General features: G+C 70.0%; 16 protein-coding genes. 7 read left to right on the top strand and 9 right to left on the bottom strand.

Annotated features, from left to right (window positions below):
* Positions 1-243: 243 nt before the first annotated feature.
* The gene (locus VKA86_17655) at positions 244-1374 is read left to right on the top strand and encodes a DUF4097 family beta strand repeat-containing protein (GenBank protein ID HKK73031.1); all 1131 of its coding nucleotides are present in this window, start codon (positions 244-246) and stop codon (positions 1372-1374) included.
* Positions 1375-1419: 45 nt separating this feature from the next.
* Here VKA86_17655 and VKA86_17650 read toward each other — a convergent pair whose 3' ends face one another.
* From VKA86_17650 to VKA86_17640, 3 genes are all read right to left on the bottom strand, one after another.
* Positions 1420-2421: an alcohol dehydrogenase catalytic domain-containing protein gene (locus VKA86_17650; protein ID HKK73030.1), complete on the bottom strand. Its 1002-nt coding sequence runs from the start codon at positions 2419-2421 to the stop codon at positions 1420-1422.
* Between the two features lie 2 nt (positions 2422-2423).
* On the bottom strand, positions 2424-3491 hold the full coding sequence (locus VKA86_17645; GenBank protein HKK73029.1) for an alcohol dehydrogenase catalytic domain-containing protein: 1068 nt from the start codon (positions 3489-3491) through the stop codon (positions 2424-2426).
* 100 nt (positions 3492-3591) lie between these two features.
* Positions 3592-5685, bottom strand: a complete 2094-nt coding sequence (locus tag VKA86_17640; protein HKK73028.1) for a thioredoxin domain-containing protein — start codon at positions 5683-5685, stop codon at positions 3592-3594.
* A gap of 170 nt (positions 5686-5855) precedes the next feature.
* Here VKA86_17640 and VKA86_17635 point away from each other — a divergent pair, with 170 nt between their 5' ends.
* The 3 genes from VKA86_17635 (at position 5856) to VKA86_17625 (ending at position 8629) form a co-directional block, all read left to right on the top strand.
* The gene (locus VKA86_17635; GenBank protein ID HKK73027.1) at positions 5856-7376 is read left to right on the top strand and encodes an aldehyde dehydrogenase family protein; all 1521 of its coding nucleotides are present in this window, start codon (positions 5856-5858) and stop codon (positions 7374-7376) included.
* A gap of 78 nt (positions 7377-7454) precedes the next feature.
* A complete protein-coding gene (locus VKA86_17630; protein HKK73026.1) occupies positions 7455-7673 on the top strand; it encodes a hypothetical protein in 219 nt (72 codons plus the stop codon).
* Positions 7670-8629 carry an RluA family pseudouridine synthase gene (locus VKA86_17625; protein ID HKK73025.1) on the top strand — a complete coding sequence of 320 codons (960 nt, stop codon included), beginning with the start codon at positions 7670-7672 and terminating at the stop codon, positions 8627-8629. Before VKA86_17630 ends, VKA86_17625 begins: the two co-directional genes overlap by 4 nt.
* On the opposite strand, the gene VKA86_17620 is transcribed toward VKA86_17625, so the two are convergent.
* The 4 genes from VKA86_17620 to VKA86_17605 form a co-directional block, all read right to left on the bottom strand.
* Positions 8626-9027 (bottom strand): hotdog domain-containing protein, encoded by a 402-nt coding sequence (locus tag VKA86_17620; GenBank protein ID HKK73024.1) that lies wholly within the window; start codon positions 9025-9027, stop codon positions 8626-8628. The two genes, VKA86_17625 and VKA86_17620, sit on opposite strands and share 4 nt — an antisense overlap.
* Before the next feature lie 40 nt (positions 9028-9067).
* Positions 9068-9391, bottom strand: a complete 324-nt coding sequence (locus VKA86_17615) for a hypothetical protein (protein HKK73023.1) — start codon at positions 9389-9391, stop codon at positions 9068-9070.
* Between the two features lie 108 nt (positions 9392-9499).
* On the bottom strand, positions 9500-10372 hold the full coding sequence (locus tag VKA86_17610; GenBank protein HKK73022.1) for a methyltransferase domain-containing protein: 873 nt from the start codon (positions 10370-10372) through the stop codon (positions 9500-9502).
* 57 nt (positions 10373-10429) lie between these two features.
* Complete coding sequence (locus VKA86_17605; protein HKK73021.1) at positions 10430-11632, bottom strand: aminotransferase class I/II-fold pyridoxal phosphate-dependent enzyme; 1203 nt, start codon at positions 11630-11632, stop codon at positions 10430-10432.
* Between the two features lie 107 nt (positions 11633-11739).
* Here VKA86_17605 and VKA86_17600 point away from each other — a divergent pair, with 107 nt between their 5' ends.
* Positions 11740-12258 (top strand): Lrp/AsnC family transcriptional regulator, encoded by a 519-nt coding sequence (locus tag VKA86_17600; protein HKK73020.1) that lies wholly within the window; start codon positions 11740-11742, stop codon positions 12256-12258.
* 89 nt (positions 12259-12347) lie between these two features.
* Positions 12348-13175, top strand: coding sequence for a hypothetical protein (locus VKA86_17595; GenBank protein HKK73019.1), 828 nt, complete (start codon positions 12348-12350; stop codon positions 13173-13175).
* Positions 13176-13186: 11 nt separating this feature from the next.
* Here VKA86_17595 and VKA86_17590 read toward each other — a convergent pair whose 3' ends face one another.
* A complete protein-coding gene (locus VKA86_17590; GenBank protein ID HKK73018.1) occupies positions 13187-14155 on the bottom strand; it encodes a hypothetical protein in 969 nt (322 codons plus the stop codon).
* Between the two features lie 68 nt (positions 14156-14223).
* Positions 14224-14703, bottom strand: coding sequence for an acyltransferase (locus VKA86_17585; GenBank protein HKK73017.1), 480 nt, complete (start codon positions 14701-14703; stop codon positions 14224-14226).
* Between the two features lie 129 nt (positions 14704-14832).
* Between VKA86_17585 and VKA86_17580 the strand changes: the two genes are divergently transcribed.
* Positions 14833-15951, top strand: a complete 1119-nt coding sequence (locus VKA86_17580; protein HKK73016.1) for a tRNA-dihydrouridine synthase family protein — start codon at positions 14833-14835, stop codon at positions 15949-15951.
* Positions 15952-15953 lie beyond the last annotated feature (2 nt).

Genomic DNA, 15953 nt, shown 5'->3' with positions numbered 1-15953 from the left:
ACTACGAGCGGAGGATCGAGACACGGGAACTGCCGGTGAACCGCCGACACGAGCTGAAGTACGCGTTCTGAGGGCCGAAACGAGCGGGGCGAGCCGATGGGCCCGCCCCGCTGGGGAATGCACAATCTCGGAGGCACAATGCAACTCTCCACGGGTTCGGGACGTTCCAATGGACACAGGTCGACGCAAAGTCCCCGGCACGGACCCGCGCGACCCTTCCCCCTTTCCCCTGCGGAGGCCACTATGTTCACCGATCACAGATCCCCGGTGCGGCCCGTGCTCGCCGTCGTCCTCTTCCTGGCCCTGACCCACGGTCCGGTGTGGGCGCAGGAGTTCGAGGAGACCTTCCGCTTCGACGCCGAGTCCTTGAGCGTGGCCAACCTCATCGGTGCCGTCACGGTCGAGGGCCACGACGGTTCGGGCTTCGAGGTGCTCGTCGAGGTTCGCGGCTCCGACGCCGCGGTCGACCGGGTCGAGTTCGAAACGGACGACGGGCGTCGGGCCCGGCTCACCGTCCACTTTCCCGACGAGGACCGCTTCGTCTATCCCGAACTCGGGCGCGGCCGCGTCCGCATGGACCGTGACGGCGGCGGTGGCGGCTGGAGCCTGTTCGGCGGCGACCGTCTCGAGGTCCGCGGCCGCGGCGACGGGACCGAGATGTGGGCCGACGTCACGATCCGCGTTCCGCGTGAGGCCGGCCTCTCCGTCCGCAACGGCGTCGGTGTGGTGCGGGCCTCCGAGGTCGTCGCGCGTCTGGACCTGGCGACCCGCAGCGGCGAGATCCTCGCCCGAGGTGTCGAGGGCGATCTCGAAGTCGACACGGGCAGCGGCCACGTCGAGGTGACGGGCGTGAGCGGCGACCTCTACGTCGACACCGGGAGCGGGAACGTCGATGCCCGCGACATCGACGGCAGAAGTGTGGAAATCGACACCGGAAGCGGCGGCGTCACGCTGCTCGGTGCCCGCGGTGAACGACTGTTGATCGACACGGGCAGCGGCAGCGTCGAGACGGATCGGTCGAGCTTCTTCGAAGTCACCATCGACACCGGCAGCGGTTCGGTGGAGTGCACGGCGCTCGAGGCCGACGAACTCGTCGTCGACACGGGCAGCGGATCGGTGCAGGTGGACCTCGCGCGCATGGGCGACGGGGACTTCGAGATCGACACCGGCAGCGGTTCGATCCGCCTGCTCCTTCCGGCGACGGCATCCGCACACGTCTGGGCGGAGACCTCGAGCGGCGGAGTCGACCTCGACATCGCCGAGGCACTGGTGCGTTCGAAGGAGCGCGACCGGATCGAATTCGAGATCGGCGGTGGCGCGGCGCGTGTGCACCTCGACACGGGAAGCGGCGGGATCCGCATCGCGGCTCGCTGAGGTCCGGCGCGGGCCCCGATCCCACGGGTCGGGTTCCCGCGATCCTCAGCCGACCATGCGGAGCATCGTCAGCCAGTTGGTGTGCTTGTCCGCGGCGTCGTAGGCGGACAGCACGTCATCGAAGGAATCGATACGGCGGACCACTTCGGTCGGATCGAACAGGCCGGCCGCCAGAATCGCCATCGCTGGCTCCACGGGACCTTCGCGCACGCCGATCAGACGCAGGCTCTTCTCCTGCACGCGCTCGACCGGCCGCGGGATCCCGTCGCACATGCTCGAGAGCACGAGCACGGTGGCGCCCGGTGAGGCGAGCTCCAGGCAGTCCTGCCATCCCTCGGCACTGCCACTGGCATCGACCACGACGGGGTAGCGCATGGGGGTCGGTCCGATCCGGCCGGGACGCCACGCACTCTCGCCGTCGTCCGCCGTGAGCACGAAGTTGACGCGGTGCCGTCGAACGACGTCGAAGCGGTCGCCGTGTCTGCCGTTGAGTGTGACGGTGTAGCCGGACTGCGCGAGTAGCGTGGAGGCCATCAGACCCGTGCCCCCGTCCCCGACGACGAGGACGTTGGTCCAGGGGGGCAGGTCGGCGCGCACGATCGTCTGCAGGATGCCGGCGAGCACAGGGACCAGCACACCGGCCTCGTCGGTGATCACCTCGTCGAGCGGTGCGAGTGCGCGGACGGGAACCACGATCTCTTCGGCGTGCGCGCCGTCGGCCCCGACGAAACCGGGAATCCGCGGTGATGCGCAGCGCTCTTCGAGGCCGGCCGCGCACGCGTCGCAGATTCCACAACCCCAGGATCCACGCGGGATCACCCGACGACCGATGATGTCGCGCGCGGAAGGCCCGTCGGCCTCGACGACCTCGCCGACGAAGGTGTGACCCGGCGTGCCGGTGAAGCCGACGCGTCCGGCGATCACGTCGCGATCGAGGCCGGTGATCGCACTCGTGCGCACGCGCACGCGCGCCTGACCGGGAACGAGCGATCGACGTTCGCGCTCCGCCCACTGCGGACCGGTCTCTCCGACGACGACCGCACGCACGATCACACCCTCCTCTCACGCGGCACGCGGACGAGCATGGTTCGCAGAGTGCCTCGCTGCCCGGCCCGCTCGACCGCGGACACCCCGTCGTCGAGGGGGTACTTCGCGTCGATCAGGGGCAACACGTCGACGACGCGGGTCGAGAGGAACTCGATCGCAGGTTGCAGAGGGCCGCCTCCGACGCCGACCAACTCGGCTTCGCGACCGACGAGGAAGCGCAGGTCCGCGCCGGGCTGCCCGGCGTGGTCACTCACCATGAGGATCCGTCCGCGGGGTCGCAGCGCACGAGCGGCGAGGTCCAGACCGCCCGAGCGACCGGAGCACTCCACCACCACACCGAAGGGCTCACCGACGACCCTGCTCCACTCGTCGGGGTCGAGCGCACCCGAATCGCCGAGAGCGTGGAAACCGATTCCGCTGCGCCACAGCAGTTCGCGGCGCGAAGGGTGTCGCCCGATCACGCTCACAGTGTGTCCGGCGGCGTGCAGCATGAGCGTCAGCAGGAGTCCCATGTTTCCGTCGCCGACCACGAGGATCCGCTGGGGCGGTGCGCCCTGCACCTGCGCCAGGACCTCGAGGCCCACGGCGACCGAGTACGACAGGACAGCTTCTTCGTCGTCGAGGACGCCGGGCACGGGGATCAGGGCTTCGACCGGGACCCCGACGTAGTCGGCGAAGGCACCGTCGACCAGGCCCATCCCCAGCCCCCCGACCCGACCCTCCTCGCACTGCCATGTCCGGCGATCGCGGCAGCTCGCGCACCGACGGCATCCGAGTACGGGCCTGGCCACGACACGCCGGCCCCGCCAGGCCGGGTCGACCCGCTCGCCGACCTCCTCCACGGTGCCGACGAACTCGTGGCCGAGGACCGCGGGGCGCACCTGCACCGCGCGGCGCCCGGCGACGAGGTCGAGATCGACACGGGAGACCGCGCAGGCGTCGACGCGCACGACGACGCCGTTCACCGCGGGTGCCGGCCGCGGGAGCTGACCGAGGCGCAGCCGGCCGTCGAGCACGAGAGCGTGCATGGAAGGCCGGACGCGAGGCGTCTCGAGGGTGGTTTCGGTCACCGAGGGAGCCCCCTCCGATGGATCGTCGGTGCGGTAGCGTGCGCGAACCGCAGGAATGTGGCAAGCGCCGTGCCGCGGGCCGCGAGCGGGATGCAGGTCGTCACGCGAACCCCTGGGACGATTCCCCCTCGTTCCTTTGCAGACCTGCTGCCCCCGCCAGATCGGCAGGATCCTCCGTCGGCGCTTCGCAATGGAAGCCGCGGCACACGTAGGCGCGCGGCGGAGCTCCCTCGGCCGCGGTGCGGCCCTCGAGGATGTCCAGACCTGCCGGGGGATCGCCGGCCGGCGCGTGCGCGACCACCAGATCGGGGTGGTAGCCCCGGCGCGCACGGTGGACCCACGCACGGGCCTCGTCGCGGTCCGCGGCCGCGACCACCACCGTAGGGCGTTCGTTCTCGAGGGCGTCGATGGTCAGGACCAGACTCACCATGGCCATGGGCGCCTCCTCGAGCAGGGCCGAGAAGGTGCGCACGATCCCCTCGGCCTGCTCCCGATAGCGGGCCTCACCGGTGAGTTCGTGCAGGACCAGCGCGTTGGCGGCGGCGACCGAGTTCGCGGTGGGGATCGAGCCGTCGTATCCCGCCTTCGTCCGGACGATCAGATCGGCACGATCGGGCCGCGTATTGAACAGCGCACCGCCGTCGGGGTCACCGAAGACATCGAAGCACTCGTCGTGGAGTTCGCGCGCGGCCCGGATCCAGCGGGGCTCGAGATCGCACTGGTAGAGTTCCAGGAGACCGCGCACGAGGAAGGCATAGTCCTCGGCGAAGGCATCGATGGCAGCTTCGCCCTCGCGCCAGCGACGCAACAGACCGCCATCGGTGCGCATCTCGTTCAACAGGAAATCGGCGGCGCGCGCGGCGGCCTCGGCGTAGCGCGGTTCGTCGAGCACGACCGCACCGCGGGCCAGCGCCTGGACCATCAACCCGTTCCAGGCGGTGAGCACCTTGTCGTCGAGACCCGGCCGGATGCGGCGCTCACGATGACGGAACAGTCTCTCGCGCGCACGGTCGAGGCGCGCCATGGCCTCGCCGGCGTCGACCCCGACCTGTTGGGCCACGTGTTCGATCGTGGTGGCGCGTTCGAGGACGTTCTTCCCCTCCCAGTTGCCGCCCGCGGTCACGCCGTAGTAGGCCGCGAACACGTCCAGTTCCTCGGCGTCGAGCAGCTTCTCGATCTGCTCCATCGACCAGACGTAGAAGCGGCCCTCCTCGCCCTCGCTGTCGGCGTCCTCGGCCGAGTGGAAGCCACCGCGCTCGTCGGTCATGTCACGCAGCACGTAGTCGAAGGTGGCACGCGCGACCGCGACCCAATCCTCGCGACCGGTCAACTGCACGGCCTCGACGTAGTGGAAGGCGAGCTGGGCGTTGTCGTAGAGCATCTTCTCGAAGTGCGGAACCAGCCAACGCTCGTCGGTGGAGTAGCGTGCGAAGCCGCCTCCGAGGTGGTCGAAGATCCCACCGCGCGCCATGGCGTCGAGCGTGGTCGAGACCATGTCCAGGGCGCGCTCGTCGCCGGTGCGGTGGAACACGCGCAGACACAGGGCCCCGAAGTCGGTGCGCGGGAACTTGGGGGCGTTGCCCCAACCACCGTTGCGCGGCTCGAAGCTGTTCCGCAACGATTCGTAGGTACGGTCGACGACTTCGCGACCGTCGATCTCACCGCCGGCCCGTGGGACGCCCAGGCCGGACAGGGCCTCGGTCAGCTTCCGCGCCTGCGTCAACGCCTGCTCGCGCTGCTCGTTCCAGGCTTCGGACAGGGCCTCGAGCACACGTGGGAATCCCGGTCGACCGAAACGGTCGTCCGGCGGGAAGTAGGTCCCGCCGTAGAAGGGCTCCAGGTCGGGGGTGAGCCAGGCACTGAGGGGCCAGCCCCCCTGTCCGGTCATCGCCTGCACCGCCGCCATGTAGATTTCGTCGAGATCCGGACGTTCCTCGCGGTCGACCTTGATGCACACGAAGCGCTCGTTCATGAGCCGTGCGATCTCCTCGTTCTCGAACGACTCGCGCTCCATGACGTGGCACCAGTGGCAGGTCGAATAGCCGATCGACAGGAAGATCGGCCGGTCCTCGTCCTTCGCGCGCTGCAGGGCTTCGTCGCCCCACGGATACCAGTCCACGGGATTGTGGGCGTGCTGCAGCAGGTAGGGGCTCTTCTCGTGCGCGAGGCGGTTCGACGGTCCGGAGGTGCTCACGACGGTCTCCAGTCAGGGGAAGTGGACGGGAAACTACCGGCTCCCGGGTGCCGTGGCCACCGCGGAGACCCTGTGCTATCGTGCCCGGTCGGGCGCCCTTCCGACGCCCCACGTCCGCGCGTCCGCGCGGGACGGAACCAGCCTACGCCACCAACCGGAGCACGAGCGCGATGCGGGACTTCCTACGTGAACTGGGACTTTCGGGTGTGAATTCTGGAGCCTACGCCGCCGACTGGCTCGAGAATCCGAGTGGAGGGGAGCTCACGAGCGTGTCCCCGGTGACCGGCGAGCCGATCGCCAAGGTGCTGCAGGCGGGGGAGAAGGAGTACGAGACCATCGTCCAGGCCTCGCAGGAACGATTCCGGCTCTGGCGCATGACACCGGCCCCGAAGCGCGGCGAGGTCGTCCGCGACATCGGCGAGGAACTCCGCAAGTACAAGCGGCCTCTCGGCCAGCTGGTCGCCTGGGAGATGGGCAAGATCCTGAGCGAGGGCGAGGGGGAGGTCCAGGAGGCCATCGACATCGCCGACTTCTCCGTGGGTCTGTCGCGACAGCTCTACGGCCTGACCATGCACAGCGAGCGCGATCGTCACCGCATGTACGAGCAATGGCATCCGCTCGGGCCGGTCGGCATCATCACCGCCTTCAACTTCCCGGTCGCCGTGTGGGCCTGGAACGCCATGGTCGCCGCCGCCTGTGGCGACACGATGATCTGGAAGCCCTCGTCGAAGACTCCCCTGTGCGCGATCGCAATCCAGCACATCTGCAACCGGGTGATGAAGGAACACGGTTGCGAGGGCGTGTTCTCGCTGGCCGTGGGCCGCGGTTCGGTCATCGGCGAGCGCATGATCAACGACGAACGCCTCCCGCTGATCAGCGCGACCGGGAGCACGAAGATGGGCAAGCGCATCGGCCAGGTCGTCGGCGGACGTCTCGGCCGCAGCATCCTCGAACTCGGCGGTAACAACGCGGTGATCGTCGACGAGACGGCGGACCTCGACCTCGCACTGCGTGCCGTCGCCTTCGGCGCCATGGGCACCACGGGACAGCGCTGCACGAGCACGCGCCGGCTGATCATCCACGAGAGCATCGCCGAGAAGTTCACCGAGAAGCTCGTCAAGGCCTACCAGAGCGTGCCCATCGGCGATCCGCTGGAGGCCGAGACGCTGGTCGGACCCATGATCGACGAAGGTGCGATCGACGACATGATGAACGCCATGGCTCGGATCGAGCAGGAGGGCGGCGAGGTCCTCTGCGGTGGCAAGCGGATCGACCGCAAGGGCTGTTTCGTGGAGCCCACGGTCGTGAAGGCCCGCAACGACATGGAGATCGTGCAGGAGGAGACCTTCGCCCCGATCCTCTACGTGATGGAGTACTCCGACACCGACGAAGCGATCGCCATGCACAACGACGTACCGCAGGGCCTGTCGTCGAGCCTGTTCACGAGCAACATGTACCGCTCCGAGCGATTCCTCAGCCACGAGGGCAGCGACTGCGGGATCGCGAACGTGAACATCGGCACCAGCGGTGCGGAGATCGGCGGTGCCTTCGGCGGGGAGAAGGAGACGGGCGGCGGCCGCGAGTCCGGGAGTGACTCGTGGAAGGCCTACATGCGCCGCCAGACCAACACCATCAACTGGAGCCCGGAGCTCCCGCTCGCCCAGGGCGTGAGCTTCGACATCGAGGACTGAGCGCCCCGCGCCACTCGATCGAATCGACGGAGGGGGCGACCGCGCGGTCGTCCCCTTCTTCGTCGGAGGCCGCCGGCCATGGAACCATCGAGACCCTGCGACGAGGAACCCGCGGCGGTGGTGTCGCTCCCCTGCCCGCGCTGTGGAGTCGGCGACGATCCCGATCCGGCCTGCCCCGTGTGCACGGGCGAGGGAATCGTGCTCCGGCGCGTCCCCGCCGCGCGTGCGGGAGACCCGGTGGAGCGGCTCCGCGACCTGGGCGAACCCTGGCCTCCGACTGGAGGCGAGGCGTCGTGAAGCACGAGTTCGTGGTCACCGCCGCCGACGCCGGCCGACGCCTCGACCGCTTCGTCGCCGTGCAGTTGGGCCGCGTCCCGATGTCGCTGGTGCGCCGCCTGCTGCGCACGAAGAAGATCCGGGTCGACGGCAAGCGTGGTCGGGCGGACCAGCAACTCTCCGAAGGAGATCGTGTCGTCGTCCACCACACACCGCGCCCGTCGGCCGGCACGGAACCGCCGTCATCACCCGCGCGTCCCTACACCGGTCCGCCGATCGAGGTGCTCGCCGAGATCGACGACCTCCTCTTCGTCGCAAAACCCGCCGGAGTCGCCTGCAGCGACGACGGACGCGACGACCACGCACTCGCCGCCTGGTTACGGGAGTTCCTGCGCGATCGCATCGGGTCCGGCGAAGTCCGTCCGGAGCCCTGCCACCGTCTCGATCGGCACACGACGGGGGTCGTGGTCGTGGCGCTCACGGCGGCGGCCTTCGATCGATTCCGCCGCGCGCTCGAACACGATCACGTGCACAAGACCTACGAGGTCGTGGTCCACGGCACCCCCGAGTCCGCGCGCTTCGACGTCGACGTCCCGCTCGCGCGGCGCCGTGATGCCCGCACCCACGAACCCCGCATGATCGATGCCGGCGAGGAGACGACGATCGGCGGCCAGCGTGCACGCACCTGCTTCCACCTCTTGCGCCGGAGCGGCGGCGTGAGTCTGCTCCGAGCCGAACCTCTCACCGGGCGCACCCACCAGATCCGCGCCCACTGCCGGATCGTCGGCCTGCCCGTGGTGGGCGACCCTCGTTACGGAGATCCGGCGCTCGATCCGGACCGGAACGGCCAACTGCTCCACGCCCGCACGATCAGGCTGGAAGACGGAGAGGCGCCGATCGAGATCCACGCCGACTGGCCCCAGGATCGCCTACGGCGGCTCCTCGGCTACGGGCTGATCGACGCGAGCCGGGCCTAGGACACGGGAGGCTCGAGCGCCGCCGGCGTCCCGGCGTCGTCGACGTTCACGTAGGTGACGGTGGCCTCGGTCACCAGCACCAGATCCCGGGGCTGCTTCGCCCGTTGGGCGCACACGGTCACCCGCATGGTGAGCGAGGTCCGACCTCGTCGTTCCACCTCGGTGAACAGCGACACCAGGTCACCCACGTAGACGGGTTGATGGAACTCGACCTTGTCCATGGCCACGGTGACGACGCGCATGGCACCAGCTTCGACGGCACCCACCGCGCCGGCCTGGTCGATGTAGGAAAGGATGATCCCGCCGAAGATGGTGCCGTGCGCATTCGTCTCGCGCGGCATCATCATCACGCGGATGGCGGGACGGCCCTCGGGGAGTTCGATCGGTCGTTCGTCCATGATCGGCGGATCGTAGGTCGGGCCGCGCCGTGGAGCAAGCTCAGGCGTCGTCGACGGGCGGCTCGGTGCCGCCCCCGCGACTCTCGCGCTGGCGCGCCTCGTACTCGAACAGGGCCATCTTGGTCACCAGACGCAGGTCGGCGACCGCGGTGTCGAGTCGATGGAATCCGTCGGCCATCTCCTGCAGACGTAGGCGCAGAGCGGTCAGGGCCTCTTCGTTCTGCGTACGGGCGCGCTGGATCTGCTCGTGGCGTTCGACGGATTCGGCGTGCAGCGCACGAAGCGCTTCCCGCTGCTCGGGCGGCAACTGCTCGATCTCGTCTCGGAGGCGTTCGTACTCGGCTTCGTAGTCGATCGGTTCCATGGTGTCTCACTCCCGGTGTCACGGAAGCGTAGCACGGGACGGACCCGCAGTGGGTGCGCACGCCAAGCCCGGTCGTCTCCCGTGAGCGCCGAGGAGAGCGATCGTCCGTCACACTCCGTCACGCGGAACCGCGCGCAACAGCTCCCAGCTTCCCGTCACGAGGAGTTCACGCAGGCCCGGCAGTTCCCCGAGCCAGCCGGCCCCCACCACGGGCGTGCCGTAACGGAGACGAAAGGTCGGACGCAGCAGATAGCGACGCGCCCGTTCCACACGCAGACCGTGTGCGCGCGCGCGATCGGCGAGACCTCCGACGGTGAGACACGCGCGTCGGATCGTCTCGATCTCCTCCCACTCGGGGTCGTCGCCTTCCGGACCACGGGCCAGGGCACGCCATGGATGCAGACCGAGCCAGTGGACGAAGGGAAGCTTGGCCCAGCGCACACCGAGCTTCTTCGGTGGGTGCAGGATCTGCTGGTGCCCCCCGTACGGAGACCAGTACGGCGGATAGATCACGACGATGCCTCCGCCGTCGGCGAGGCGTGCGCGGCAATTCCGCAGTGCGGCATCGACATCGGGAATGTGTTCGAGCACGTCGCGGAAGAGGATCAGGTCGTGGGGACCGGCGAAGTCGTCGAGGGTGTCGGCGTCGGTGACGTCGGCCGTCGACAGGTCCAGATCGACGCCGCGGGCCCGGGCCCGCTCGACCCCGCCGGCGATGCGCCTGCCGTCGAGGTCGAAGCCCTGGACCCGCGCTCCGTGTTCGGCGAGCGCCGTGCTCGCGCCGCCGTCGCCGCATCCCACGTCCAACACACGCACACCGTCCGACCACACATCCCAGTCCCGGAGACAGGGCACGAGGTGCTCGGTCACCAACTGGTGCTGGTAGGTCCAGTAGTAGGAGGTCCAGTCGGTGAAGTCGGCGCGGCGCAGGGGCCGCCGCGACGCGGCGTCGACCACGGGAATGGGCATGGAGTCACGCACCGGGTTGCGGGGAAGCCTCCATGATCCGGGATCCTCCGGCCGACGACAAGTCGGTGATCAGACGCGCACCGGTCGCACCCTCGTATCCGCCGCGCGCCGCAGCGCGGAGTCGAGGTCGGCCCACAGGTCGTCGACGTGTTCCAGGCCGACCGAGATCCTCAGCGTCTGCGGCCCGATTCCACTGGCGGCGCGGGCGTCGGGATCGACGACGTGGTGGGTCAGCCCCGCCGGGTGCTGGATCAACGAGTCCACCGATCCCAGACTGACCGCCGGCGTGAACCACCGCGTGGACTTCATCACCGTGGCCGCGACCTCGTGTCCGCCGTCGACGTCGAAGGTGACGAGCGAACCCGGCCCGCTCATCTGACGACCGACCAGACCGTCGGGATCGGCGCCGGGTCGCGACGGGTGTCGCACCGCGCGGACCGACGGGTGGTCGGCCAGGCGCGCCGCGAGCGCGGTCGCCGTCTCCTGCGACGCCTCCACCCGCAGGCCGAGGGTGGGCAGTCCGCGATGCAACAGGTAGGCCGCGAGTGGATGCAACAGGGCTCCCGTGGCGACCCTCACACGGCGCAAACGTGCCGCCCACGTGGAATCGGTCGCGACCACGCCCCCCACGACGTCGCCGTGGCCCCCGAGGAACTTCGTCGCACTGTGCAGGACCATGCGTGCACCGTGTCCCGCCGGGCGCTGCAGGACGGGTGTGGCGAAGGTGTTGTCGACGAGGACGGGCACGCCGTCCGCGGCACCGACCAGGGCGTCGAGGTCGACGAGATCGAGGGTGGGATTCGCCGGCGTCTCCAGCACGACCAGGGCCGTGCGGGGACCGATCGTCGCGGCCACACGGTCGGCCGCCGTCCATCGGACCGTCAGCCCGAGCAGGTCACCCGAGAGCAGGTGATCGCTGCCTCCGTAGAGTGGACGCACCGCGACGATCTCGTCGCCGTCTTCGCGGGCGGCCATGAGGACCGCCGTCATGGCAGCCATGCCCGAGCCGAAGGCGACGGCTTCGGCACATTCCTCGAGTTCGGCCAGTGCGGTCTCGAAGCGCGCGACGGTGGGATTGTGCAGGCGCGCGTACACCGCCTCGCCGTGACGCGGTCCCTCCCCGTGGGCCATGGCGTCGAGGCTACCGGTGGCACGGTCGAGGTCGCGGAGCGGATAGGTGCTCGACAGGTCGATGGGCGGAGCGTGGACGCCGAGCCGGGCGAGGTCGTCCCGACCGGCGTGGACACTGCGGGTGCGCGGATGGATCGACACGGGGGCCTCCGGGGAACGCGGACTCTGCTTGCACGACCTTCGGTCATCGTACACACTAGTCGAATCCTGTTCGTTCGATACCGAATCCACTCCGGAACCGAGGCCCTGTGAGCGACTTCGACCGAATCGACTTCGACATCCTGGAGGCATTGCAGAACGATGCTCGGCTGAGCAACAAGGAGTTGGCCGCGCGCGTGCACCTCGCCCCCTCGTCGTGCCTGGAACGCGTGCGACGGCTACGAGCGACCGGGGCCCTCGGACCCGCGCGGACCGAGGTGTCCGACGACGCGCTGGGAATCGGCGTCCAGGCACTGATCGCCGTGCAGCTGACCCAACACTCGCGGGAGGTGGTCGACACCTTCCTCGACGACGTGGACGACGTCGACGAGGTGGTCGCGGTGTTCCACGTGAGCGGCGAACACGACTTCCTGCTGCACGTCGTGGTGACCGACACCGACCACCTGCGGGATCTGCTGCTCGATCGCTTCACCACGCGCAGTGAGGTGGCACGCGTTCAGACGCACATCCTGTTCTCGCATCGTCGCAAAGCTTGCCGACCCAACTTCCGGGCCAATCCTCCCCGCCGTCCCGCCCACGGTGGGGAATCGGCGTCCGGCCCGTCGTAGACCGCCCGCGCGGCCCTCACCACGGACGCGGCACCGCCTTTGCACAGCGCGGCGTCGAAGATCGTTGCCGTTCGTCCCGTGGAGGAATCATGACTCCGCAGCTGCTGGCCTCGCCCTCCGTCGACGCCGCCCGTTCCCTGCCGGTTCTTCTCGTCGCCACGATCGAGGGGCCCGGCGCAGTGCCCCGCGGCATCGACTGGGTGCGGATCGACGGCGCCAGCGGCACGCTCGAGACGATCGAGCGCCGTCGCGAGGCGTGCGCCCACCCGGTGCTGTTCGACATCCCGGGCCCCGACACCCGGCATCGCGACACGCTGCTCACGACGAGCGAGTTCCTCGTCTTCGCCGCGGCCGAGGACTTCGATTGGGTGAACCTGCGCGGGGTGCGGAGCGCGGAGGACGTGCTGCATGCCCGCGAGTTCCTGCCCGACTCCGTCCGGCTCAGCGTGACCCTGTCGACACCGCGCGCCCTGCGTCACGCCTTGCGACCCCTCTGCGAGGTGGCGGACGCCCTGCTCTTCGATCGCGAGGAACTGCGCCACTCGCTCGGCACCCGCCGAACCGATGCGATGCTCGCCTCGGCGGTCCGACACGCCAGCGACCGCGGCACACCCACCCTGCTGGCCTCGGGCGTCCTGCCTTCGATGCTGCGCCGCGACCAGCCTCGGCATCGCGACGTCGAACGCCTGTCCGACCTGATCGAGGACGGGCTGTGCGGAATGGTCCTGACCCGCGAGATCACCGGGACCGACGACCCGCAGAGTCGTGTCGACGTTGCCCGGCTGCTCGCCCAACACGGTCAGCGCCGGCGCCCGGTGGCCACGTCCCAGCCGCGACCCGCCGCCCGGCTGGGAGGTCGGATGTCGGTGGTGCTCGACGCCGCCCCGGTCTGGCGCGAGGCGAGCGCGGGCCACTGAGCACCCGGCGATCAGAGCGCAGCGACGTCGAGAGGCGCGGCGGTGAACACCGCGGCCAGCGCCGCAGTCGCCGACGCGGACCCGGACGCGTGCGGGGCGGGAGCGAGCGAGCGGTCCAGGACCGCTTCCCGCAGGCGGTGCACGTCGTCGACGACGTCGAACTCTCCGTCCGGGCGGCCATGGCGACCGTCGGCCCAGGCCACGACCCCCCGCCCGCAGATGAGAGCCGAACGGGCGATCGCCTCGCCGTCGCACACCACGAGATCGGCCGCCGCGAGCAGATCCGCGAAGGCCGGCTCCTCGCCGGGCCGCGCCACGAAGAGTCCGGGACCGGTCCAGGCGCGCGGCCAGGGATCGCGCAACCACACCGCACCCTTCGGTGCGAGCACCACCTGCGCGTCGGATCGCAGGGAGGCGAGCGCGGCGGCCCAGCGGTCTCCGGGTAGAGCGCGCTCCGGGGCGACCACGATCACGGGACGGCGAGGGTCGAGTCCCAGGGAGCTGCGAGCCCGGGCCGCGGCTCCCGGGTCGGCCGCGGGATCGAGGCGCGGGTCTCCGACCACGGTCGTGTGCTCGGGATGCAGGCCCGATCGGTCCACGCCGTGGCCCACCGCGAGGGCCGCGATCTCGGGTTGGGCCACGGGGCCGGCGATCGGCCCCAGCACCCACGGCGAGCGTCCGCCCTCGAACCACAGGACCACCCGTCCGCCGGGGGCGAGCCAGGGCAGGACCGCGGTCGGCGGCACGGCCGCATCGACCAGGATCCGGTCGAAGGCGCGTTCGGGCCGCTCACGGACCACCCACCCGCGACGCCGGAGCGCGGCGCGGACCACGGTGCGGTTGTCGCGACGCGCGGGCAACCAACGACCCCGCGGCAACAGCGCTTCGGCCCCCAGGCCGCGGCGCAGAACCACCTCGAAGCGTTCGACGTCCTCGGGAAGGGCGAACAGCACTCCACGCATGGCCACCTCGATCGACACCGACCGGCTCTCCACGGCCGGCCCCGGTCGAGGCCCAACAATTCGCGCGCCAGGGGGACGAGAACGACTCAGCCGCCGTGCCGCATGACGCGGGCCGGCACCCCCGCCACCGTCGCGCCCGCTTCCACGTCGCGGGTCACCACCGCACCAGCACCGATCAGTGCGTCGTCGCCGACGGTCACGCCGCCCATGACGATCGCCCCCGAGCCGATCGAGACCCGGTCGCCGATGCGGGTACGGACGAAGCGGCCGGCCCAGTCGTCCTCGCCCTCGGGCTCGCCCTCGGGGGTGACGGCGCGCGGGTTCTTGTCGTTGATGAACAGCACGCCGTGGCCGACGAAACAACCATCGCCGATGTCGACACCCTCGCACACGAAGGTGTGGCTGCTGATCTTGCACCGGCGGCCGATCCGCGCCCCCTTCTGGATCTCCACGAAGGTGCCGATGCGCGTCTCGTCGCCGATCTCGCACCCGTACAGGTTCACGAACCGGTGGATCTTCACGTCCTGGCCGAGACGCACGTCATCGGCGATGCTCACGAACTCCAAGGTCTGCCTCCGGGAGCGGGTCGAGCGCGCCGGGTTCGCGGCGCGGGAAGCGCAGAGGGTGGACCGACCCGGACACGGCGGTCAAGTCGACGCTGGCCACCAGCCCGAAACCTCCTAAGCTGGTCGCCCATGGACGCCGACGCCCGACAGGCCTACTTCCGCGACTCCGTGCTGCTCGCCCCGTTGACCAAGGGCGGCAACCTCCCCTTCCGTCGGCTGACGGTGGAGCTGGGAGCGCGCATCACCTGCGGCGAGATGGCCGTCGCGCGCTTCGTCTTGAAGGGCAAGCGGGGCGAAATGGCACTGTTGCGCCGCGCGGACGACGAACCGGCCTTCGGAGCCCAGCTCGCCGGCCGTGTCCCCCAGGAGATGGCCGACGCCGCACGGATCGCGGTCGAACGCGGGGCCGACTTCGTCGACGTGAACCTGGGCTGCCCGATCGACGCCTTCTGCCGCAAGGGCATGGGGGCGGCGCTCATGCGCAAGCCGCGCAAGGTCGAGCAGCTGGTCGCCGCCATGCGGGCGGCGATCGACGTACCGCTCACCGTGAAGATTCGCCTGGGATACGACGATTCGAAGCCGCGCTTCCTCGAGGTGGCCCGTGCCTGCGAGGACGCGGGAGCCGACGCCGTCACCCTGCACGGACGCAGCCGGGCCCAACGTTACAGCCGCGCGGCCGACTGGGACGCCGTGGCCACCCTCGTCGACAGCGTGACGATCCCGGTGATCGGCAACGGAGACCTGCTGACCTGGCGCGACGTCGAGCGGCACCGCGCCCACACCGGTTGTGCCGGCGTGATGCTCGCGCGCGGTGCGCTGATCAAGCCATGGCTCTTCCGCGAGATCGCCGAGCGACGCGATCACCTGCTCGATCCCGAGGCGCGCCTCGACGTGCTGCGCCGCTACCGCGCCCTCGCCCTCGCCCACTTCGGTGACGACGACCGCGGCCGGCGCCGCGTCGGTGAGTTCCTCTGGTGGCACCTGGACTTCTTCAACCGCTACCGGCCGGTCCCGAGCGATACCGTCGACCCCGACGCCCATCCGCTGCTCCAGACACGCACACCACGCGTCGAGACCACCGACGAGACCGAACGCCTGCTGTCGTCGGGCGACCCCGAGGATCGCACCACCCTGACCGAGCGACTGATGGCCGAGATCGACGGCGATCCCGAGACCACCGCGCTCTGGTCCTCTCGCAGCGCGTCGTCTATACTCGACCGGTCCGAGGGCGTCTCCGTCAGCCCCTGATC

The organism is Candidatus Krumholzibacteriia bacterium, assembly GCA_035268685.1.
Taxonomy (GTDB): Bacteria; Krumholzibacteriota; Krumholzibacteriia; order JAJRXK01; family JAJRXK01; genus JAJRXK01.
This window is presented reverse-complemented; position numbering and strand designations above follow the sequence as displayed.

Excerpts from the sequence above, each read along its gene's own strand:
- VKA86_17620 (HKK73024.1), bottom strand. The coding sequence starts at position 9,027 with ATGGACGAACGACCGATCGAACTCCCCGAGGGCCGTCCCGCCATCCGC.
- VKA86_17635 (HKK73027.1), top strand. The coding sequence starts at position 5,856 with ATGCGGGACTTCCTACGTGAACTGGGACTTTCGGGTGTGAATTCTGGA.
- VKA86_17655 (HKK73031.1), top strand. The coding sequence starts at position 244 with ATGTTCACCGATCACAGATCCCCGGTGCGGCCCGTGCTCGCCGTCGTC.
- VKA86_17580 (HKK73016.1), top strand. The coding sequence starts at position 14,833 with ATGGACGCCGACGCCCGACAGGCCTACTTCCGCGACTCCGTGCTGCTC.
- VKA86_17595 (HKK73019.1), top strand. The coding sequence starts at position 12,348 with ATGACTCCGCAGCTGCTGGCCTCGCCCTCCGTCGACGCCGCCCGTTCC.
- VKA86_17630 (HKK73026.1), top strand. The coding sequence starts at position 7,455 with ATGGAACCATCGAGACCCTGCGACGAGGAACCCGCGGCGGTGGTGTCG.
- VKA86_17615 (HKK73023.1), bottom strand. The coding sequence starts at position 9,391 with ATGGAACCGATCGACTACGAAGCCGAGTACGAACGCCTCCGAGACGAG.